Here is a 23870-nt window from a genome sequence, read left to right on the forward strand (position 1 = left end):
CTACGACCTGGCCGGTACCCCCGGAGCGGGAAGGAAGCCTGATCCGTGGAAGTACGTCAGATAGCGGATCAGGATCTCGTCGGTCAATGGTGGCCGACGAACGCCCAGGCCGGCTGCCGCAGCGGCTGTCCGCCGGGAGTCGAAGCGGCGCCGGTCCGTCGCCTCGTGCCGGGTCCGTCCCTCGTCGCCGAGGAACAGCTGCGCCGCGTTGTCGGGTTGCGCCGCCACTCGCGCCTGCCACTCCGCCGCGGGAACGGTGCGCAGGTCGTGCCCGAGGCGGACGGCCGCTTCGAAGACCCGGTCCAGGCCCGGCGCGTCGGGGTTGGTGAGGTGGTACGTCTCCGCACCGGTGCTGCCGGACAGGGAGAGGGCCACGACCGCGGCGCTGACGTAGTCCACCGGGACCCAGTCGGTCGATCCGTAGGGCAGGTCCGGGACCGCGCCCGCCTGGAGGCAGCCCTTGACGAGCTGCCAGAGCAGGTCGCGGTCCTGGCAAGCACCGGTGCCGGTGTCGCCGCTGATGCGCCCGGGCCGGTGGATGGTCACCGGCAGTCCGCGTTCACGGGCCAGCCCGATGAGCTGCTCGGCGACCCACTTGCTCTGCGCGTACCCGTCCGGCAGGGCCGGAGAGGGCCCCGTCGGTGTCGACTCCGTGATGGTGACGGGGTGGGGACCCGGGGCCGGGGCGTACACGCCGGTGGTCGAGATGTAGTGCATCCCGGGTGAGGCCGAGTCGGCGAGCAGCCGCAGCAGTTCCTCGGTGCCCGCCACGTTGGGGGCGCGCAGATCACCGTACGCGGCGGCGAAGTTGACGCGCGCGCCGTTGTGCACGACCGGGCCGAGGCGACGGACCAGGGCGGTGCGGTCCGCGGGTGACAGCCCGAGGCCCGGGGCGGCGAGGTCACCCGGGACGGGGCGGATCAGGTCCGCGTACCGGGGGCGCCACAGGCCGTAGCGCTCCAGGTTGGCCCGCAGCCGGTGTGCCGCGCGGTGGTCGTCCTCGGCGCGCACGAGGCAGTCGACGGGGCCGCCGGTCGTCTCGATGAGGTCGCGCAGGAGAAAGGCGCCGAGGAAGCCGGAGGCCCCGGTCAGAAGAGGACGGGCTGCGGGGCGCAGCGTTCTGCGCGCGGGGGCGGCGGCTTCACGCCCCGTGCCGGAGATGTCCGAAGCCAGCCGGACCTCGGCGGCGAGGTCCCGATCGGCCGCCTCGTCCTGGTGCTCCTCCCCCGCCTCGCTCCCCAGCAGCCGGGCGACGCCTTCGACGGTGGGCGCCGCGAACAGCGCCCGCAGCGAGGGGCGCCGGCCGCACCGCTCCCCGATGCGCCGGGCCAGGGTCACGGCGAGCAGCGAGTGGCCGCCGAGGGTGAAGAAGTCGTCCGTGACGCCTACCTCGGGTACACCGAGCGTTTCCGCGAACACCTCGCACAGGGCTCGTTCGCGCGCGGTGCCGGGCTTGCGGCCTCCCGCCGGCGCCGCGTGGTGGGGCGCGGGCAGAGCGCGGCGGTCCGTCTTGCCGTTGGGGGTGACGGGCAGTGCGGCGAGGCTGACATGGGCCGCGGGGATCATGTGGTCGGGCAGGGTCGCGGCCAGGTGCGCGCGCACCTCGGCCTCGTCCGGTCCCGGCGCTCCGTCAGCGGGCACGGTGTACACGACCAGGCGCCGGTCGCCGGGGCGGTCCTCGCGGACGGCCGCACAGGCTGCGGCCACGCCGGGCAGGGCGGTGAGCGCCGCCTCGATCTCACCGAGTTCGATGCGGAAACCGCGGAGTTTGACCTGGTCGTCGACCCGGGAGACGTAGAGGAGTTCCCCGTCCGTCGTCCAGCGCACCAGGTCGCCGGTCCGGTACATGCGGCCGCCCGCGCGGTCGAACGGGTCGGCCACGAACCGGGACGCGGTCAGAGCGGGCCGGTCGTGGTACCCCCGGGCGACCCCGTCGCCGGACACGTACAGCTCACCGGCCACGCCGGGCGGCACGGGTTCCAGCCTGTCGTCCAGGACGTGGACGCGGGTGCCGTCGACGGGGGCGCCGATGGACACCGTGCGGCCGGGGGCGAGCGGGCCGTCCGCGTGCTGGAAGGCGCTCATGGTGGCGCAGACGGTCGTCTCCGTCGGGCCGTACGCATTGACGAGGAACCGGTCCCGCGCCCAGGTGTGCACCAGGGCGGGCGGGCACGCCTCGCCGGCGAGTACGAGCGTGCTGCCGGCGGGCAGCGAGCCGGGCGGCATCACCGCGAGTGCGGCAGGCGGCAGGGTGAGGTGGGTGATGCCCCGCTCGCGGACCAGGCCGGCGAGGGTGGGGCCGGGCAGCAGGGCGTTCCGTTCGTCGATCTCCAGGCAGGCCCCGGAGAGCAGGCCCATGCACAGTTCCCAGAACGCGGCGTCGAAGCTGACGGACGCCATGTGCAGCACACGGCTGGCCGGGGTGACGCGCAGCCGCTCGCTCTGGGTCCTGGCCATGGCGCCGACGCCTCTGTGGGTGACCACGACGCCCTTCGGGCGTCCGGTGGAACCCGATGTGTAGATGACGTACGCCGGGTGCGCCGGGTCCGGGGAAGGGGCGGGAGCGGTGCGGGCAGCGGAGTGCGTGCCGGTGGTGGAGCTGTTCCCGGGCTCGTCGGCGTAGAGGTGCGGCACGGAGGACGCGGGGAGGCGGCGGTGGATGGCGGAGGTGGTGAGGAGCAGACGCGGCCGGGCGTCTTCGAGCATGTAGGACAGGCGCGCGGCGGGGTAGTCGGGGTCGAGGGGCACGTATGCCGCGCCCGTCCTGAGGACGGCGAGCAGGGCCACGACGAGCCGGTGCGTGCGCGGCAGGGCGACGGCCACCCGGTCTTCGGGGCCGATGCCCTGTGCGGTGAGGCGGTCGGCGAGGGCGTCGGCGAGGGTGTCGAGTTCGCCGTAGGTGAGGGTGGTGTCCGCGTCTCGGACCGCCGGGGCCCCGGGGGTGCGCCGTACCCACTGCGCGAACAGATCGGGAAGCGTCGCCTGGGGCCGTTCCCCGACGGGCCCGGCTCCCCAGACCGCGAGGCGGGTGCGCTCGGCAGGTGTCAGCACGTCGTACGTGTGCAGCGCACGGTCCGGGTCCGCGCCGACCGCGTCGAGCAGCAGAACCAGCCGGTCGGCGAGGGCCTGGACCGTGGTCGCGTCGAAGAGTTCCGTGGCGTAGTCGACGGCGGCCCGCATGCCGCTGGGGGCGCCGGTGTCGTCGTAGGTCTCGGTGAAGGTGAACGACAGGTCGAACTTGCTGACCCCGGCATCGACCCGCACGTCACTGACGGTGAGACCGGGCAGGTCGATGGATGCGGCAGCGGTGTGGTTCTGGAGGATCAGCATGGTCTGGAAGAGGGGGTGGTGGCTCTGCGAGCGCGAGGGGTTGAGCAGTTCCACCAGACGCTCGAAGGGAACGTCCTGATGCGCGTATGCGGACAGGTCGAACTCCCTTACCCGCTGCAGCAGTTCACGGAAGGTCGGGTCGCCCGTGAGGTCCGTGCGCAGCACGAGCGTGTTCACGAAGAAGCCCACGAGGTCCGAGGCCGCCTCGTCGGTGCGCCCGGCGACGGCCGTGCCGAGCGGGATGTCGTCTCCGGCACCGTGCCGGGACAGTACGGTCGCCAGGGCTGCCTGGAGCACCATGAAGAGGCTGCATCCGCTGGTCCGGGCGAGGTCCGCGAGCCGCCGCGAGGTGGTGCGGTCGACGGTGAAGTCGTACGTGGCTCCCGTGTGCCGGGGCACGGCCGGACGCGACCGGTCCCACGGCAGCTCGATGATCTCCGGAAGGCCGTTCAACGCACGCTTCCAGTAGGTGAGTTGATGGGAGACGACGCTGTGGGGGTCGTGCTCGTCCCCGAGCAGGCGGCGCTGCCAGAGCGTGTGGTCGGCGTAGTCGACGGCCGGCGCGGTCAGCGCGGGGTCCTCCGCGCGGATCCTCGCCCGGTAGGCGGAGCGCAGGTCCCGGGCGAGGGGCGCGAGGGACGAGCCGTCGGCGGCTATGTGATGGATCACGAGCACCAGGACGTGGGCGTCGTCGGCCAGGCGCAGCAGGGTTGCTCTCAGCGGGAGTTGACGCTCGATGTCGATCGGCTCGGCCATGACGGCTCTGATCCGGTCGGCGGCCTTGTCCTCGTCGACGGCTTCCCGTGCGAACGGAGGACGGACGTCGTCCGGGGCGGTGATGTGCTGGTGCGGCCCGTGGTCGTGCTCGGGAAAGACGGTGCGCAGGGCGGCGTGCCTGCGCAGCACGTCGCTCAGGGCCCGGTGCAGGGCGTCGGTGTCGAGCGGTCCGTCGATGCGTACGGCGAGGGGGATGTTGTACGTGGCGGAGGGGCCTTCGAGCCGGTGGAGGAACCACAGGCGCTGCTGGGCGTACGACAGCGGGAGCGTGGCAGGGCGCTCCTGGGGGACGAGTGCGGGGCGGGCGGGGCGGTTCTCGTTCTCCAGGGCGGTGGCGAGCGCGGCGACGGTGGGATGGTCGAAGAGGGTGCGGATCTCGGTCTCGGTGTCCAGGACGGTGCGCACGCGGCCGACGAGCCGGGTGGCGAGCAGGGAATGGCCGCCGAGGGCGAAGAAGCTGTCGTCGACACCCACGCGTGGCACGCCGAGCACGTCGGCGAAGAGTCCCGCGAGGATCTCCTCGAGGGCGCTGCGCGGACCCCGGCCGTTCGTGCCGGACGCCGTGGCGGGTGCGGGCAGCGCGGCCCGGTCGAGCTTCCCGTTGGGAGTCAGTGGCAGGGCGTCGACCGGCTGGATGACGGCCGGCACCATGTAGGCGGGCAGGTGGTGTGCGACGTACGCGGCGAGCGGCCCGGGTTGCGGCGTGTGTCCGGGGGCGGGGACGACGTAGGCGGTGAGGGTCCGGTCGCCGGGCAGGTCCTCGCGGACCAGCACGGCGGCGGCGCCCACGGACGGGTCGGCGCGGAGCACCGTCTCGATCTCGGCCGGCTCGATGCGGTGGCCGCGCAGTTTGATCTGCTGGTCCGCCCGGGAGAGGTAGTGCAGGGTGCCGTCGCTGCCCCAGCGCACCAGGTCGCCGGTGCGGTACATGCGTGCCCCGGTGCCGGCGAAGGGGTCGGCGACGAACCGGGTGGCGGTGAGGCCGGGACGCCCCAGGTATCCGCGGGCGACGCCGGCGCCTGCGATGTACAACTCCCCTTCGGCACCCTGCGGCACGGGCCGCATCGCCGCGTCCAGGACGTAGGCGCGCATCCCGTCGAGCGGTCGGCCGATGGGCGCCGCACCGCCGGGATCGGCGCCGGGACGCACACGGTGGACGGTGGCGAAGGTGGTGGTCTCGGTGGGCCCGTAGACGTGGAGGACGACGGCGTCCGGGTGGGCGGTGGCGAGGCGCTGCAGGACGCCGGGCGCGGCCGCCTCGCCTCCGGTGGCGACCAGACGCAGCAGTCCGAGGGCGTCCGTGTCGGTGTCGGCCAGCACGTTGAACAGGGCGGTCGTCAGGAACGCCGCTGTCACGCCGTGCCGGGTGACGAGGTCCCGGAGCACGGCGGGCTGGAGTGTCCCCTCGGGCGCCACGACGACGCGGCCGCCGTTGAGGAGCGGGGCCCAGATCTCGAAGGTGGAGGCGTCGAAGACGTACGCCGAGTGCATCAGTACGGCGTCGGCGGCTCCGTCGTGCCAGTTCCGGTCGGCCGCGAGGGCTGTCACGTCGGTGTGGGTGACGCCGACGCCCTTGGGCAGTCCGGTGGAGCCGGAGGTGAACATCATGTACGCGAGCCGGGCGCCGCCCGTCACGGCCGGGAGGGTTCCGGGGGTGTCCGGGCCTCCGTGCCGGACACGGCCGGCGGCGTCCACGGTCAGCACGCTGACGCCCGGGTCCAGTTGACGTACCCAGGGGTGTGTGACGGCGTCCTCGTCGACGATCAGGACGCGCAGGCCGGCCACCTCGGCCACACGGTCGAGCCGTTCGGCGGGCCAGCGCGGGTCGAGCGGCACATAGGTGGCACCTGCGCGCAGGACGCCCAGGGAGGAGGTGACCGTGGCGGTCGAGCGGGCCACGAGGATGCCGACGCCGTCCTCGGATCCGGTTCCGAGCCCGGCCAGAGCGCGGGCCAGACCGTCCGAGAGGTCACACAGCTGCCGGTAGGTCAACCGTTCCCCCGCGCCCGCCACGGCCACCGCGTCCGGGTGCCGGGACGCGCGCAGGGCCACGGCGTCCGGGATGCTCGGCTCCCCTGCTTCGGAACGCGGCCGGGCGCCGGTTCCCTGGGAGAGCAGCGCCTCGCGCTCTCCGTCCAGGAGGAGGGGAACGGTGTCGGCGCGGCGGTCGAGCCCCTGCGCCATCACCGTGAGCAGACCTCGCAGCCTGGCGACTGTGCGGGCCACCTCTTCACGGTCCAGGACGGCAGCCCGGTATCCGAAGGTGATGCGCAGGGTGTCACCCGGCGCGATGGTGAGGGTGAGGGGGTAGTGGGCCGCGTCCGTGCCGCTGAAACCGGTGACGGCGAGGCCGGGCAGTCCCCGCTGCGCGGTGCGCAGGGCCTCGTCGTCCATCGGGTAGTTCTCGAACACGGCCAGGGTGTCGAAGAGTTCGTCCAGGCCGGTGACACCCCGTATCTCGGTCAGTCCCAGGTGCTGGCTGCCGAGGAGGCGTCCCTGTTCCTCCTGGAGCCGGGTCAGGAGTGCGGCCAGGGTTTCGCCGGGTGCGGTGCGAAGCCGTACGGGCACGGTGTTGATGAACAGGCCGACCATCGACTCGATGCCGGGGATCTCCGGAGGGCGACCGGACACGGTGGCACCGAACACGACGTCGTGGCGTCCGGTGAGATGGCCGAGTACAAGGCCCCAGGCGCCCTGGACCAGGGTGTTGAGAGTGAGCCGGTGGGCGCGGGCCGTCTCCCGGAGCCGGTGCGTCGTGGCCGCGTCCAGGTCGAGGACGAGCGTTTCGGGCAGTTCGGCGGTGTCGCGCGCACTCGCGCCGCGGGATCCCGCGAGCAGGGTCGGGGTCTCGATTCCGGCCAGGGCGGTGGACCAGGCATCCAGGGCGGCGCTGCGGTCCTGCTGCGCCAGCCACTGGAGGTAGGTGCGATAAGAAGTGACGCGCGGCAGGGCGCTGTCGTCCCCCTCGGAGGCGTACAGCGCGAACAGTTCCCGCACGAGGAGGGGCATCGACCAGCCGTCGAAGAGGAGGTGATGACTCGTCATGACGAGGCGATGGCGTCGTGGCGCGGTACGCAGCAGGGTGAACCGCATCAGCGGCGGAGTCGTCAGGTCGAAGCGGCGGGTGCGGTCGGCGGCGAGGAAGGCGGTGAGTCGTTCCTCCGTCGTGCCGGTGCCCTCCGCGACGGTCAGGTCCCGCTCCTCCAGCGGCACGGGAACCTCGGCGGCGACGGCCTGGACGGCCTCGTCGAGATCCTCGTGGAGGAAGCCGACCCGCAGGTTGGCGTGCCGGCGCAGCAGGCTGCCGATGGCGGCACGCAGTGCGGGTACACCCACGAAGCCTTCGAGGTCGAAGACGAACTGCGCGGTGTAGACGTCGACGTCGTGGGAGTCGTACAGGGCGTGGAAGTGCATGCCGGCCTGAAGCGGCGTCAACGGCAGTACGTCTTCGAGTCGGAACCCGGTCACTTGCGGCCACCCCATTTGTTCTGCAGTCGGTCGATCTGTGCCTGGTCGAGCGAGACCAGGGGAAGGTCGGACGGTGTGTAGCCGCCCGCGTCGGGTCGTTGTGCGTGCTCCGCGATGGCGCGCAGCGCGCGGACGAACGCATCGGCGAGTGCGCCCACGTCCTCCTCCTTGAGAAGGTCGCTGGGCCAGGTCCAGCGGGTCACCAGACGCGGACCGTCGGGCAGGTCCTCGGTGTGCGCGTTGATGTCGATGACGTGGTGCACCGGCATGTCCGGGTCCTGGCTCCGTGGCCCGCCGCCGTCGAGCACGACGTCCCAGTCGGAGTCCCCGGCGTGATCCCCCGGTTCCGGTGAAGCGACGTACCGGCCGAGGTAGTTGAAGCCGATCTGGGGTTCGGCCGCCGTCGCCAGCAGGGGGCGCGTGGCCGGGTCGAGGTGGCGCAGCATTCCGTAGCCGACGCCATGGTCGGGCACGGCCCGCAGCTGTTCCTTGACGCGTTTGACGGCGCGTTCGACGAGTGCGGCGTCGAAGCGTCCGGGGTCGCGGGCGTCGACGGGTCCGGGGTCGAGCCGGACCGGGTAGAGGCTCGTGAACCAGCCGACCGTACGCGACAGGTCGAGGTGGTCGGCGATCTGCTCGCGGCCGTGGCCCTCCAGGTCGAGGAGGACCGCGGTGCCGTCCGGCCGGGTCCCGCCGGGGGCGGCGCGTCCCGCCCGCCAGGAGCAGACGGCGAGGGCCAGTCCGGTGAGCAGGACGTCGTCCACTCCGGCGTGGAAGAGGCTGGGGGCGGTGGTGAGAAGGGACTGCGCCCAGGTGGCGGGCAGGTGGGTGACCAGAGTGCGTGTCCCGTCGGCTGTGTCCAGGTGGGGATCGAGCGGCCGGTATCCCAGCTGCGGGTCGGGCGTGTTCAGCACGCCCTGCCACAGCGGGAGTTCGGCCTGCCGGGCGGCGCAGCGCGCCTGGGTCGCGAGGAGGTGCGCCCAGGCCCTGTAGGGCGTGGTGACGGCAGGCAGCGCCGCGGCCGGGGCGGGGCGCTCGTCCCTGTCCGCGGGCTCCGTGACCGTCTGCCACGCGCGGGCCAGGTCGGCTGCGATGATGCGCCAGGAGACCGCGTCGACGGCCAGGTGGTGCACGACGAGCAGCAGGCGCCCGCGGTCGCGCGGTCCGGCATCGCCCCAGACGGCCTCGATCACTAGTCCGTGCGCGGGCCGCAGGCGGTCGCGCACCTGCTCGCCGGCCTCGGTGACGGCGGCGCGGGCGCCTTCCGCGTCGAGGCCGGTGATGTCGACCCGGGTGAAGCGGTGGCGGGCCTGCACGGCACCGGGTGGCAGTGCTTCGAGGACGGGTTCGCCGCCGGCGGGCCGGTTCACCCGCAGGCGGAGCATGTCGTGGTGGTCGATGAGCAGTTGGAGTGCGGCGACGAGCGTGTCCTCCCCGGCGCCCGCGGGTGTGCGGAGCACCCCGGACTGGTTGTAGCCGTCCGTGCTGCCGGGCCGCTCCAGGAGCCAGGCGGCGATGGGCGTGGGCGGCATCTCGCCGGTGCCCTGTTCCGCCGGTTCGGCGGTGTCCCGGCCGAGCGCGGTGGCGGCGGCCGCGATGGCCTCGGGAGTGCGGTGAACGAACACGTCGCGGGGGGTGATTCCGAGCCCCGCCTCGCGGACGCGGCTGACGAGCTGGATGGAGAGGATGCTGTCGCCGCCGAGTGCGAAGAAGTCGTCGTCCGTGCGGACGGCCGTGCTGCGCAGGACGGAGCCGAACACGTCGCACACGACGCGTTCCTGTGCGGTGCGCGGCTGCCCGCCCGGCCTGGTGGCGGCGGGGCGCTCCGGGGCGGGCAGGGCCCGGCGGTCGGTCTTGCCGTTGGGCAGGAGCGGCAGCGCGTCGAGGGCGACGAAGAGGGCCGGCACCATGTACGGCGGCAGGGCCGATGCCAGCCGTGTGCGCAGTTCGGTGCCGGCCGGACTCGCGGCGCCGCCGCGCCTGTCGGCAACGGTGTAGGCGACCAGGCGGCGCTCGCCCGGCCGGTCCTCGCGGACGAGGGCGCAGGCGGCGGCGATGCCGTCGAGCGCGGTGAGCGCGGCCTCGATCTCGCCGAGCTCGATACGGAAGCCGTGCAGCTTGACCTGGTCGTCGGCGCGGGAGACGTAGGTGAGGAGCCCGCCGGCATCCCGTCGGACGAGGTCGCCCGTGCGGTACATGCGACTGCCGGCCGGGCCGTACGGATCGGCGACGAACCGTGCGGCTGTGAGGCCGGGGCGCCCCAGGTAGCCGCGCGCGAGGCCGTCACCCGCGATGTACAGCTCACCGGCGACACCCGGCGGCACCGGCCGGAGCCGCGGGTCCAGGACGTAGGCCCGGGTGTTGGCGACGGGGCGGCCGAGCGGCACGCCTCCCTCCGCCGCGGCGGTGTCCGTCTCCCCGAAGCCGTGAAGGTGCGCGGTGGCGTCGATCGTCGTCTCGGTGGGTCCGTACAGGTTGTGCACCTCGGCCCGCCAGGCCTGCCCCGCACGCGTCGCCAGGGACCGGGTCAGGGGTTCACCGCCGCACAGGACGGCACGCAGGGTCTCGGGCGCCTCGTCGGGGCCGGTCTCGGTGAGGACGAGCGAGAGATGCGAGGGCACGAACTGCACGAGGGTCGCGCCCTCCTCGCGCATGCGGGCCAGCAGTCCGGCCGGGTCGTGGTTGAGCGCGGGCGGCACGGGGCAGGTGGAGCCGCCGTGCAGCAGCGGCAGCCAGGTCTCCCAGACCGAGGCGTCGAAGCTCGGCGAGGTACGGGCCAGGACCCGGTCCGCGTAGGTGAGGCCGAGATGGCCCGCCATCCACGCCATGTGGTTGACGAGGGAGGCGTGGGTGACGACGACACCCTTGGGGCGGCCGGTGGAACCCGAGGTGTAGATGACGTAGGCGGCGTCGAGCGGTTCCGGCGCAGTAGCAAAAGGCGCCGCGCGCCCGGTGGACCAGGAGGCACGGTCGTCGAGGGCGAGGCAGGGCACGGACGACGCGTACCGCGCGGCTCGGGCGGTGCCGTGGGTGAGGAGCAGCGCCGGCCGGGCGTCGTCGAGCATGTAGGTGATCCGGGCCTCGGGGTAGGCGAGGTCGACCGGCAGGTAGGCGGCCCCCGCCTTCGCCACCGCCAGCATCGCGACGACCTGGTCGGCGGTGCCTTCCAGGGCGAGGGCGACGAGGTCACCGCGTCCGATGCCCCGGTCGTGCAGGTGGTGCGCCAAGTCGTCGGAGAGTGCGTCCAGTTCACCGAAGGTGAGCCGGTGCGCACCAGCCCGTACGGCGATCGCGCCGGGGGTCCTGGCGGACTGTGCCCGGAACGCCGCGGGCGCCGTGCGCGCCGTCACGGGCCGGACCGGGCCGTGCGAGGCCCGTTCCAGGCCCGCCCGCTCCACCGCGTCCAGAACGCCGACCGAGTGGACACGCCGGCCGGGGTCGGCGGCGAGCAAGGCGAGCAGGCGGGTGAGGCGCGCGGCCAGGGCGTGCGCGGTGGTGCGGGCGAACAATTCGGTGGAGAACTCCAGGACGCCGCCGAGACCGGCGGGCCGGCCTGCGTGGTCGTGTGCCTCGGTGAAGGTGAAGGTCAGGTCGAACTTGCTGATCCCGGTGTGCACGGGCTGCTGCGTCACCGTGAGACCGCGGAGGCCGACGGTGGTGTCCGCCTGATTCTGGAGGACGAGCATGGTCTGGAACAGCGGATGGTGGTTCTGCGCCCTTTCCGGGCTGAGGGCATCCACCAGCCGCTCGAACGGCACGTCCTGGTGGGCGTAGGCCGCGAGGTCGAACTCTCGCACCCGGTCGATCACTTCGGCGAAGGTGGGATCTCCTGTCAGGTCGGTCCGCAGGACGAGGGTGTTGACGAAGAAGCCGACCAGGTCGTCGAGGGCTTCGTCGGTGCGTCCTGCGACGGCCGTGCCGAGGGGGATGTCCTCACCTGCGCCGTGCCGGGACAGCAGCACCGACAGGGCGGCCTGGAGCACCATGAAGAGGCTGCACCCGCGGGCGCGGGCGAGCTCCGCGAGGGCCCGGTGGGTGTCCGCGTCGACGGGGAAGGCGAACGCGTCGCCGCGGTATGTGGTGACGGCGGGGCGCGGCCGGTCGTACGGCAGCGCGAGCAGGTCGGGGGCGTCGGCGAGTGCGGTGCGCCAGAAGTCCAGCTGGCGGGTGGTCTGGCTGGTGGGGTCGTCGTCGGCTCCGAGCAGCGTGCGCTGCCACAGGGTGTAGTCGGCGTACTGGACGCGGAGTTCCGTCCAGGAGGGTTCCTCGCCCTCGGCGCGTGCCGTGTAGGCGTCGCCGAGGTCGCGGGCGAGCGGGGCGAGGGACCAGCCGTCGCCCGCGATGTGGTGGACGAGGAGCACGAGAACGTGGGTCTCGGCGCCGATCCGCAGCAACCGGGCCCGGACGGGCAGTTCGGCACTCACGTCGAAGGGGTGCGCCACTTCGTCGGCCAGGACTTCGTCGAGGCGGGCGGGGTCGGTGTCGCGGGGCGTCAGGTCCAGGTCGGCGCCACTGGCGTCGAGGACCAGCTGGCGCGCCACGCCGTCGGTCTCGGGGAAGACGGTACGCAGGCTCTCGTGGCGTCCGACGATGTCCGCGAGGGCGCTCTGCAGGGCGTCCTGGTCGAGCGGGCCGTCCAGACGGAGGACCATCGGCACGTTGTACGTGGCGGAGGGGCCTTCGAACCGGTTGAGGAACCACAGGCGCTGCTGGGCGAAGGACAGCGGCAGCGGATCGGGCCGCCGTTCGGCTCGCTCCAGCGGGGCCCTGGCCTCTTCGGCGCCCCGCAGAGCGGCGGCGAGGGCTGCGGGCGTGGGGTGCTCGAAGACGGCCCGGACCTGGACCTCCACGGCGAGCGCGGTACGGATGCGGGCGGCGAGCCGGGTGGCGAGCAGGGAATGGCCGCCCAGGGCGAAGAAGTCGTCGTCCGTGCCCGCCGCGTCGAGGCCGAGCACATCGGCGAAGAGTGCGCAGAGGATCTCCTCGTGCGCGGTGCGGGCGGCGCGCCCGCGCACCGGTACGTCGTGCGCGGGTACGGGCAGGGCCCGCTGGTCCACCTTGCCGTTGAGGGTGAGCGGAAGCGCCTCGATCAGGACGAACGCGGAGGGCACCATGTAGGCGGGCAGGGACCGGCCGACGGCCCGGGCGAGCTCGGCGGAATCGGGTCGTGGTCCGGTGGCCGGCACCACGTACGCCACGAGCCGCCGGTCGCCGGGTGCGTCCTCGCGGACGGCGGCGAAGGAGTCGGCGACGCCGTCGCAGCAGGCCAGCACGGACTCGATCTCGCCGAGTTCGATGCGGTAGCCGCGCAGCTTCACCTGGTTGTCCGCGCGGGTGACGTAGGCGATCTGCCCGTCACCGGTCCACCGGACGAGGTCTCCGGTGCGGTACATGCGCCCGCCCGCCGGGTCGAACGGGTCGGCCACGAAGCGTGCGGCCGTCAGCCCCGGAAGCCCGGTGTACCCGCGCGCCACGCCGCGGCCCGCGAGGTACAGCTCGCCCACCACACCCGCAGGGACCGGGCCCAGCGAGCCGTCGAGGACGTAACCGCGCATGCCGTCCAGGGTCCGTCCGATGGGCGGGGGGCCCGGCGGCAGGTCGGCCGCCACGTCGTAGCGGGTGGCGAAGGTGGTCGTCTCGGTGGGTCCGTACACATGCAGGACGCGCACACCCGGCGCTGTTCCGGCCACTCGCTGCATCGCGTCCGGGGAGGCCAGTTCCCCTCCGGCGCAGACGAGCCGGAGGCCGGCGAAGGCGCCCGGATCGGTCTCGGCGATCACGTTGAACAGGGCGGTGGTCAGGAAGACGGCGGTCACGCCGTGCTCATGGACGGCGTCGCCGAGGACGGCGGCCTCAAGGACGCCCTCCGGTGCGACCACGACCCTGCCGCCGTTCAGCAGAGGAGCCCAGATCTCGAACGTGGAGGCGTCGAAGACGTACGCCGAGTGCATCAGCACCGCGTCGGCGGTGCCGCCCTGCCAGGCCGAGTCGGCCGCCAGCGCCACCACGTCGGCGTGCGTGACCCCCACACCCTTGGGCGTACCGGTCGAGCCGGAGGTGAACATCACGTAGGCGAGGGCTCCGGGACCCGGAACGGCGGCGGGGCGGCACGGCCGCTCCGGCGCGCCCCGCAGGATCCGGCCGAGCCGGTCCACGACGACGACCGGTACCCGCTCGGCCATCGCGGTCACCCATGGGGAGGCGAAGGCGTCCTCGTCGACGACGAGCACGCGCACGGCCGCCACCCCGGCGACCTGTTCGAGCCGCTCCCCGGGCCAGCGCGCGTCCAACGGGACGTACGCGCCGGCCGCCCGGACCGCGCCGAGCGACACCGCCACCACGGCGGGCGACCGGGTGAGCAGCACGCCGATCCCGGACTCCGGGGCGATGCCGAGACCCGCGAGGGCGCGGGCGAGGTCGGCGGAGATCCGGTCGAGTTCGGCGTACGTGAGGGCCGTGTCGTCGCCCGCGACGGCCACCGCGTCGGGTGTGCGGCGCGCCTGTGCCATGAAGAGGCCGGGCAGGGTGGCGTCGTCGAAGGCGGGCAGGGAGCGGCCGGTGCCCCAATGGGTGACACGGGCGTGCTCGCTCCGCGTCATGAGGTCGTGGCTCCCGACGGGCAGTGCCGGCTCGGCGGACGCCTGCTCCAGGAGCCGGAGCAGGCGGTCAGCGAGTGCCACGACGGTGGAGCGGTCGAAGAGGGCGGTGGCGTACTCGATTCCGGCGGTGAGGCCCGCTTCGCCGGGCTCCTCGCCGAAGGCGAAGGTCAGGTCGAACTTGCTCAGGCCGTTGTGGACGAGCCGGTCCACGACGGTGAGGCCGGGCAGGTCGGGGCGGGCGGTCTCCTGGTTCTGGAGGACCAGCATGGTCTGGAACAGCGGATGGTGGTTCCGCGCGCGGACGGGGTTGACGCTCTCGACGAGGCGCTCGAAGGGGACGTCCTGGTTCGCGTAGGCGGCGAGGTCGAACTCCCTGACCCGCGCCAGCAGTTCGAGGAAGGTCGGATTGCCGGACAGGTCCGTGCGCAGGACGAGGGTGTTGACGAAGAACCCGACCAGATCCTCCAGCGCCTCGTCCGTGCGTCCGGCGACGGGCGAGCCGAGCGGAATGTCGTCGCCCGCGCCGTGGCGGTGCAGCAGTGCGGCAACCGCCGCCTGGAGCACCATGAACAGGCTGCTGCCGGACTCACGCGCCAGGCGCAGGAGTTGAGCGTGCAACGGAGGCGGCACGTCGAAGGTGTGGACGTCTCCCCTCGGGTCGATGATGGCCGGACGCGGCCGGTCCAGGGGCAGGTCGATCAGCCCGGGCAGGCCCGCGAGGGCGGTGTGCCAGTGGTCGAGCTGCCGGCGCAGGACGCTCTGCGGCGCGATGCCGTCCCCCAGGGCGGCATGCTGCCAGAGCGTGTAGTCGGCGTACTGGAGCGGGGTGCCGGCCGCGCGTTCCGGCTCCCGGCCCGTGAGACGGGCCGCGTAGGCCTCGCCGAGGTGACGGGCGAGCGGGGCGAGGGACCAGCCGTCGCCCGCGATGTGGTGCAGGACGAGCACCAGGACGTGACGGCCGGGCGCGGAGCGCAGGAGCAGGGCCCGCAGCGGCGGATCGGTGACGACGTCGAACGGTTCGCGCACGGCGGCCAGGACGGCCGCCTCCAGGTCCGCGGGCGCCGTGCTCATGACCGGCAGGTGCGGTGCCACGTCGTCGACCGGAAGAACCCGTTGGTGCGGTACGCCGTCGCGTTCGGGGAACAGGGTGCGCAGTGCCTCGTGGCGTTCCATGACGTCACGTAGGGCGGCCCGCAGTGCGTCCGTGTCCAGGGCGCCGTCCAGTTCGAGGACGAGCGGGATGTTGTAGGCGGAACTGGGACCTTCGAGCCGGTTCAGGAACCACAGTCGTTGCTGGGCGTAGGAGAGCGGCAGCGGATCGGGCCGCTGTGCCGTGGGCACCACCGGGGGGTGGGCGCGACTCTGCAGATCGAGGACGCGGGCCAGGCCCGCGACGGTCGGGTGCTCGAAGAGGGTGCGGACGGCTGTCTCGGCCCCCAGGACGGTCCGGATGCGGCTCACGACCCGCATGGCGAGGAGCGAGTGCCCGCCGAGGTCGAAGAAGCTGTCGTGCGGGTTCACGAGCGGCCTTTGCAGGACGTCGGCGAAGATGCCGGCGAGCAGACCCTCCTGGAGGGCGTGCAGGCCCGCTCCGTCGCTGACGTCGGATTCCGCCGGCGGCGCCGGCAGGGCCCGCCGGTCCGCCTTGCCGTTCGGCAGGAGCGGCAGGTCGTCCAGGATGACGACGGCTCCGGGCACCGCGTAGTGGGGCAGGGTCTCGGCGAGGGCGTCGCGCAGGGTGACGGGGCGCAGGGCCGGGTCGCCGGTGACGGCGTAGGCGACGAGGCGGCGCCCGCCTGTCCCGTCGTCACGGATCACGGCGCAGGCGGCCGTGACGCCGGGGCATGCCAGGAGCGCGGCCTCGACCTCGCCCAGCTCGATCCGGAATCCGCGGAGTTTGACCTGGTCGTCGGCGCGTGCCACGTAGTCGAGCAGACCGTCGCGGTTCCACCGCACGAGGTCGCCCGTGCGGTACATCCGTGCGCCCGTGCCGTCGAACGGGTCGGCGACGAACCGTGCGGCGGTCAGGCCCGGGCGGTCCAGGTATCCGCGGGCGAGGTTGGGGCCCGACAGGTAGAGCTCACCGGTGACACCGGGTGGTACGGGACGCAGCCGGCTGTCGAGGACGTAGGCGCGCATGGTGTCGACGGGGCTGCCGATCGGCACGGTCTCGTACGGCGTGCCGTCCGCCCGCCCGCTGTGCGCAGGGCCCGCCACCCGGTGGGCGGTCGCGTCGATGGTCGCCTCGGTCGGCCCGTAGAGGTTGTGCGCCTCGGCCCGCCACAGCCCGGCGATGTCGTCGGCGAGGGTGCGCGGGAGCGGTTCGCCACCGCACAGCACTGCGCGCAGGCCGGGCAGCGGCGCGGAGTGTGCTGCCTCGGTGAGGACGAGGGTCAGGTGGGACGGCACGAACTGGGCGACGGTGACGCCGAACCTGCTCATCCAGGAGACCAGGGTGCGGGGTTCCATGTTGGCGCCGTCCGGCAGCACGCAGACCTCGGCGCCGTTCATCAGCGGCAGCCACAGCTCCCAGACGGAGGCGTCGAAGCTGGAGGAGGTGCGGGCGAGGACCCGGTCGTCCGAAGTGAAGTCCAGGTGCCGTGCCATCCAGGCCATGTGATGGGACAGGGCGGCGTGCGGCACGACCACACCCTTGGGGCGGCCGGTGGAGCCCGAGGTGTAGATGACGTACGCCGGATCCGCCGGACCCGGAGGGTCCGGGAGGGGCCCGGTGGGGTGCGGGGACCGGGCCTCCTCGCTGTCGAGGGCGAGCCACGGAATGTCGCAGGCGGGCAGACCGGCGTGGACGTCGCCGGTGGTGAGCAGCAGGACGGGGCGGGCGTCGTCGAGCATGTGGCTGATGCGGGCGGGCGGATACTGCGGGTCGACGGGCAGATAGGCGGCGCCGGCCCGCAGCACGGCCAGCATGGCGACGACGGTGTCCACGGACGGCGGTGCGGCGATGGCCACCCTGCTCTCGCGGCCAGCACCGCGCTCACGCAGGACGTGGGCGAGGGCGTCGGCGCGGGCATCCAGTTCGGCATAGGTGAGGCGCGTGTGCGCGTCGCGCGCGGCAACGGCATGCGGAGTACGCACGGCCTGTTCCCGGACCGCTTCCGGGGCGGTGCGGGAGGGCAGCGGCTGCTGCGCGCCGCGCCCCTGGGCGAGGAGGCGGTCCCGCTCCCCCGGGGTCAGCGGGTCCAGATCGCTGACGGCAAGGCCGGGTTCGGTGACGGCCAGGGTGAGGACGCGGGCGAACCGGGCGCACAGGGCGCGGGCGGTGTCGGCGTCGAAGAGGTCGGTGGCGTATTCCAGGTAACCGCCGATGCCTCCGGCACCGTGCCGGGTGTCCGCGGCGGTACCCGCTGCCGGGTCGGCGGGCCCGTTGGATCCGGGAACCTCTCCTGGTCTGCCGCCCGGTCTCTCTGCGGCTTCGGTGACTTCGGTGACTTCGGTGAGCGAGAACGTCAGGTCGAACTTGCTGCCCCCGCGGTGCCGGGATCGGTCGCGGACGGTGATGCCCGGCAGATCGAGGGCCACCTGCTCCTGGTTCTGCAGCACCAGCATGGTCTGGAAGAGGGGGTGGTGGTCGCCGGACCGCTCAGGATTGAGGGCCTCGACTATCCGCTCGAAGGGTATGTCGCCGTTGCTGAGGGCGGCGATGTCGAATTCCTTGACCCGGTCGAGCAGTTCGCGGAACGTCGGGTCCCCGGACAGGTCGGTGCGCAGGACGACTGTGTTGACGAAGAACCCGACCAGGTCGTCGAGTGCCTCCTCGGTGCGCCCGGCCACCGCGGTGCCCAGCGGGATGTCGGAGCCCGCACCGTGCGCCTGCAGCGTCACGGCGAGGGCCGCCTGGAGCACCATGAAGGGGGTGCAGCCGGCAGCGCGGGCGAGCCGGATGAGAGCGGTGTGTGCGGGGGCGGGCAGCTCGAACGGCACAGCGGCGCCCCGATGGCTGGGCACGACCGGACGAGGACGGTCGAGAGGCAGGTCCAGCAGGTCGGGGGTGCCCCGCAGCGCGCCCTTCCAGAACGAGAGCTGGGAGGCGGCCAGGCTGTCCGGGTCGCCGTCGTCTCCGAGCAGCCGGCGCTGCCAGAGGGCGTAGTCGGCGTACTGCACGCGCAACGGGGCCCAGTCGGGCGTGCCCGTGCCTTCTCTCCTGGCGCGGTAGGCGGTGCCCAGGTCACGGCTGAGCGGGGCGAGGGACCAGCCGTCGGCGACGACATGGTGGAGAACGAGGACCAGGACGTGGCGGGCGGGGCCCAGGCGGAGCAGATGGGCGCGGACGGCGGTGTCGGCCGCGAGGTCGAAGGGCCTGATGGTCAGGCGGCGCAGCGTTTCGTCGGCCCAGGCGTCGGCGGTCTCCTCGGCCGGTGGGTACTCGACGACGAGAGGGACGAGCGTCGCGGCGGTGTCGGCATCGAGGACTTCCTGGCGGGCGACGCCGTCGTGCTCGGCGAAGACGGTGCGCAGACTCTCGTGGCGCGCGACCACGTCGGCGAGAGCGCCGCGCAGGGCGTCCGTGTCCAGCGGTCCGTCGAGTTCGAGGACGAGCGGAATGTTGTAGGTGCCCCCGGCGCCCTCCGCCCGGTTGAGGAACCAGAGGCGCTGCTGCGCGAAGGCCAGAGGGATCGCGTCGGGGCGTGGCTGCGCGGCGAGGACGGGCCGGGCCGCGGCGGTGGAGTCCAGGGACGCGGCCAGCGAGGCGACCGTGGGGTGGTCGAAAAGCGTACTCAGGCCGAGTTCGGTGCCCAGCGCTGCACGCACCCGGCCGGTGAGGCGGGTGGCGAGAAGGGAGTGGCCGCCCAGGGAGAAGAAGTTGTCGTCGATTCCGACCGCGGTCACGCCCAGGACGTCGGCGAACAGGCCGGCCAGGACTTCCTCGTAGGCGGTGCGCGGTGCGCGTCCCGTGGTGGCGGCGGCGCGGGGGGCGGGCAGCGCGGGGCGATCGACCTTGCCATTGGCGTTGAGGGGCAGCGCGTCGAGGGATACGAACGCGGAAGGCACCATGTACGCGGGCAGGGCGCGCCCGACCCGGCGGGCCAGGGCGGAACCGTCCGGCCGGGTGCCGGGGGCGGGCACGACGTAGGCCACGAGACGGCGGTCGCCGGGCGTGTCCTCGCGGACAACGACGCAGGCGCCGTGCACATCCGGGTCCGCGAGCAGGACGCTCTCGGTCTCGGCCGGTTCGATGCGGAACCCGCGGAGCTTGATCTGGCCGTCCGCGCGCCCGACGTACTCGAGGTCGCCGCTCGCGGTCCAGCGCACGAGGTCGCCGGTACGGTACATGCGGCCACCGTGTGTGCCGTACGGGTCGGCGACGAACCGGGTGGCGGTCGGCGCGGGGCTCCCCTGGTATCCGCGGGCCACGCCGTGCCCGCTCACGTACAGCTCCCCGACGACGCCGGGCGGCACCATGCCGAGGGCGTCGTCCAGCACGTACAGACCCATCCCGTCGAGGGCCCGGCCGATGGGGGGCACGCCCGCGGTGCCGGCGGCGACCGGGTGCCGGGCGGTGAAGGTCGTGGCCTCCGTGGGGCCGTACACATGCAGGACGAGCGTCGCGGGCGCGGCAGCGGCCACTCGCTGCATCAGGTCCGGGGTCGCGGCCTCGCCCCCCGCGGCGACCATGCGCAGCCCGGCGAACGCGGTCGGATCCGCCTCGGCCACCACGTTGAACAGCGCCGTCGTCAGGAAGAGCGCGGTGACAGCGTGCCGGTGCACCATGTCGTGGAGTACCCGGGCCTCCAGGACACCGCTGGGCGCTACGACCACGCAGCCGCCGTTCAGCAGAGGCACCCAGGTCTCGAAGGTGGAGGCGTCGAAGACGTACGCGGAGTGCAGCAGCACCGCGTCGCACACGCCGTCCTTCCAGGTGTGGTCGGCCGCCAGCGCGAGGACGTCGGCATGGGTGACGCCGACGCCCTTGGGCAGGCCGGTGGAGCCGGACGTGAACATCACATAGGCCAGCAGGTCGCCGCGGGTGAGGCACGGCAGCGGGCCCGGTCGTGGCGGAGCGCCGCGTAAGACGCCTCCGAGAGCGTCGACGACGATCACCGGCAGGTCGGTCGCCTTCTCCCGCACCCAGGGCTGACCGGCGGTGGCCTCGTCGACCACCAGGGCACGGACGTGGGCGGCCCCGGCGACGCGGGTGAGCCGTTCGGCAGGCCAGGCAGGGTCCATCGGTACGTACGCCGCTCCCGCCCCGACGGCGCCGAGCGTGGCGGACACGACAGCCGCCGAGCGGCCCACGAGGACACCGACGCCGTCCTCGGCACCGACGCCCCAGCCCGTCAGGGCACTCGCCAGCCCCTTCGCCGTCCGCGCCAGCTCCCGGTACGAGAGTGTGACGGTGCCGTCCACCACCGCCCGGGCGTCCGGCGTCCGGCGTACCTGCGCGCCGAACGCTTCCGGCAGGCTCGCGGCCACGGCTTCCGCGGGCAGTGCGGTGCCCCGGCCTTGCGCGTGCAGGAACGCGGTGGTGGTCCCGTCGACGAACGGCAGGTCGCGCAGTGGGGTGTCGGCGTCCGCGTCGGCCAGAGCCGACAGGAAGGAGATGACGGCCTGCTGGTGCAGCCGCACGTCCTCGGGAAGGTACAACTCCCGATTGGCGTCGAATCCGATCAACGGGCCTCTGCCTTCGGCCCGTTCGGAGACGAACAGGGACAGGTCGTCGACCGGCCCGATGGACAGCACGCGGGAGGCACCGGGGCTGCCGGCGAAGTCGAGGTCGTAGTCGTAGCCCATGATGTTGACGACGACACCGGTGAGGCGGGCCGCGTCGTCGGCCATGTTCAGCTCACGGGCGAGCTGTTCCCGCGAGAACCGACGATGGCGCAGGGCCCCCCGCATCTCGGCGGCGACGGCGCGGACGAGGGTGCCGACCGTCATGTCGGCGGCGACGGTCAGGCGCAGCGGCAGGATGTTGGCGGTCATGCCGACGATGTGCCGGAGCCCTCCGTGCCGGCCGTTGGAGGCCAGGCCCACGGTGACCTCCCGCAGCCCTGTGACCCGGCCGACGTACGCGGCGACCGCGCTGACGAGGACGGCGCTCCAGGTAGTCCGGTGGGCGGAGGCCAGATGGCGCAGACTGTCGAAGACGGCGACGGGCAGTGTCTCGCCGGTGTGCAGCCGGACGTCCGGCCCGTCGAGGGCCGCAGGTGGCGGAGCGTCGGTGCGCCGGCGGATGAGCGCCCGGCCCGCTGGAGCATCCGGTGCGCCCCCGGCACCGGCCGGGTCCGCGACGCGGGCGGTGACCAGGTCCGCGAACCGCCCCGTCCAGTAGGCACGGTCGGCCTCGTACCGGTCCGAGCCGCGGTAGGCCGTCTCGTCGGCGATGAGGTCGCGCAGCGGTGCGGCGGGCAGCTCGGCCTCGGCGAGGTCCTCCCCTCGCAGCGCACGCCCGTAGAGGTCGGCCACGGTGCGGGCGAAGACGGCACCGCCGAGGCCGTCGACGACTATGTGGTGGAATCGCACGTACCAGTAGTGGAGTCGGTCGCCCAGACGCAGCAGCGCGAAGTGGTGGTGCGGGGCGTCGAGGCTGTGGGCGACCGCCATGTCGTCGGCCAGGTAGCGTTCGGCCGCCGCGGCGGGATCCTCCGCGTCGGACAGGTCGACCACGCGGAGCCGGCTGATTCCGGCCGGGGAACGACGGACGACACGCTGGCGGACGGTCTCGTCGCTGACGACGAACTCAACGTTGAGGCTGTCGCACAGCGCCACAGCCCGGTCGAGCGCTGCGGCGAACAGCGGCTCGTCGAGGCCTCCCCGGATCTCGAAGCACTCCCCGATGTTGTATTTCGGACTGTCCGGCTCGACCAGTTGTCCGTACCAGACGCCTTGCTGAGCTGCAGTAATCCCAAAGGATTCTCCGGGAACCGTGTGCGGGGGAAGAGAGCCGTTTTCGCGCATGCCGAGTCACACCTTTGGGGAGAGTTTTCGGGGACGAAGAAGGCAGGCCGAAGCCGGGCGTGCCGGTGTTGCATCCATTACCGAATGGGCCGGTGAGAACACAGAGATACATCACGGCACCCGGAGCATCGGGCAGCGCCGGGATCCTTGCCGACTCAGGCACCCGGCAAGGCACTTCGCTGCCTTCGAGAACCAGAGACGAACCACACAACGGTTCACCGATGATTCGCGACAGCCACAGGAAAGAGGTATGAGAACTTACGGGCGAGCAATGACCGATTATCACTACCTCCTGATCGAGTTTGCTCGAATGGGAGCAGACTCGATCAGGAGTAGCGTCGGAACCCGCCGCCCCACCGGGGGCAGGCGACACCTTCGACGATCAGGGGGCCCCTATCAGGTGCCGGCCACCACGATCGGGAGACCTCTATCCGGTGCCGGCCTCCATCGCCCGCACCAGGCTGGTGGGGCGCATGTCCTTCCATGCGGCCTCGATCGCATCCAGACACTCCTGGCGCGATCCCTCGGGTCCGCCCACATTCCAGCCGCCCGGGACAGCAATGTGCGCCGGCCACAGCGAGTACTGACCCTCACCATTCACCAGCGTCACGAAACGCCCCGACTCGTCATCAAAAGGATTGCTCACGACCGCCCCCTGACTTGTTCTCATGCATTCCATGCCATGTTCATCAGCAGCATGCGTACGGAGATCAATTCTCCACACCCAGACCACCGAGTCGCCCACCCCTCGCGGTGCACTCTCGGCCACACATGGCGGAAATACGTTTCGCCTTGAGATACCGATGCCATGCCAACGGGCCTGCCGAGGTTTCCCGGCTTAACCCGCTCACGCCAATCACCATAGATGACCCTCAACAGCCGAAGACGCAAATCCAGCCCATTACTTACCCACACCTTAGGGAGCCGACCGGGCAGCGGGTCGCCCCGGACATATGCCATCCCGCCCCCAACGGAAATATCCAGCCACCCCATGCCCTTATTGTGCGCGTATCACTGAAAACGACCCGAGCAAATCCGGATAGCCGCCGGCGTGCGCCCGCAGACTCTCCGTCACGGGCAGATCGCGCCGCGCTCCCGTGCGCCGGTCACGCGCCCCGCCGCAGCGCCGACCGGATCCCGTCCGCCACCGACGTCCGCGGCGCCACCGACGCATGAGGATCGGTACGTGGCCAGCCGGTCCACCACGTGTGCCGTCCGGGCACGCGCCAGCACGTCCCGGCACGCGGGGCATCGTGCTCCGCCGGGCTTGCTGCGCCCCGGGAGATCAGCGTGTGCGGCAGCGGGATGATCTACTGCCCGGAGTGACCATCCGCCCGGCTGGTCTGGATGACAGCTTCCTGCCGCGAGTGAATGAGACTGCGATGAGTGAACTGACGAAGCCCGAGATCGACCTTCCGGAGGGTGACGCTCCCACCGAGCTGGCGATCCGCGACCTCGTCGTCGGAGACGGGCTCGAGGCGAAGCCGGGCAGGGTGGTCCACGTGCACTACGTCGGGGTCACGTTCGAGTCCGGAAGGGAGTTCGACGCCTCCTGGGACCGGGGCCGGACGTTCAAGTTCGCTGTGGGCGGGGGCAAGGTCATCAAGGGCTGGGACCGCGGGATCAGAGGGATGAGGGTCGGCGGCCGGCGCGAGATCATCGTTCCCCCGCGCCTCGGCTACGGCAAGCAGTCACCCTCACCGTTGATCCCGGCGGGCTCGACACTCGTCTTCGTGGTGGACCTGCTCTCCGTCGCGGTCTGAGGCTTTCCGCTTCCCGGCC

4 protein-coding genes are annotated in these 23870 nt (G+C 72.7%); 1 reads left to right on the forward strand and 3 read right to left on the reverse strand.

Features of this window, described 5'->3' with window-relative positions:
- From ACGFZA_RS13795 to ACGFZA_RS13805, 3 genes are all read right to left on the reverse strand, one after another.
- Positions 1 to 7575 (reverse strand): amino acid adenylation domain-containing protein, encoded by a 7575-nt coding sequence (locus ACGFZA_RS13795; RefSeq protein ID WP_393679033.1) that lies wholly within the window; start codon positions 7573 to 7575, stop codon positions 1 to 3.
- On the reverse strand, positions 7572 to 22088 hold the full coding sequence (locus ACGFZA_RS13800) for an amino acid adenylation domain-containing protein (protein WP_393679034.1): 14517 nt from the start codon (positions 22086 to 22088) through the stop codon (positions 7572 to 7574). Before ACGFZA_RS13800 ends, ACGFZA_RS13795 begins: the two co-directional genes overlap by 4 nt.
- Before the next feature lie 427 nt (positions 22089 to 22515).
- Complete coding sequence (locus ACGFZA_RS13805) at positions 22516 to 22734, reverse strand: MbtH family protein (RefSeq protein ID WP_385272201.1); 219 nt, start codon at positions 22732 to 22734, stop codon at positions 22516 to 22518.
- Between the two features lie 736 nt (positions 22735 to 23470).
- On the opposite strand from ACGFZA_RS13805, the gene ACGFZA_RS13810 reads away from it, so the two are divergent.
- The gene (locus tag ACGFZA_RS13810; RefSeq protein ID WP_385272198.1) at positions 23471 to 23851 is read left to right on the forward strand and encodes an FKBP-type peptidyl-prolyl cis-trans isomerase; all 381 of its coding nucleotides are present in this window, start codon (positions 23471 to 23473) and stop codon (positions 23849 to 23851) included.
- The last annotated feature ends 19 nt before the right edge of the window (positions 23852 to 23870 follow it).

This window comes from Streptomyces sp. NPDC048211 (assembly GCF_043202315.1).
Taxonomy (GTDB): Bacteria; Actinomycetota; Actinomycetes; order Streptomycetales; family Streptomycetaceae; genus Streptomyces.

Coding starts and splice junctions, on each gene's coding strand:
- ACGFZA_RS13800 (WP_393679034.1), bottom strand. CDS start 22,088: ATGCGCGAAAACGGCTCTCTTCCCCCGCACACGGTTCCCGGAGAATCC.
- ACGFZA_RS13810 (WP_385272198.1), top strand. CDS start 23,471: ATGAGTGAACTGACGAAGCCCGAGATCGACCTTCCGGAGGGTGACGCT.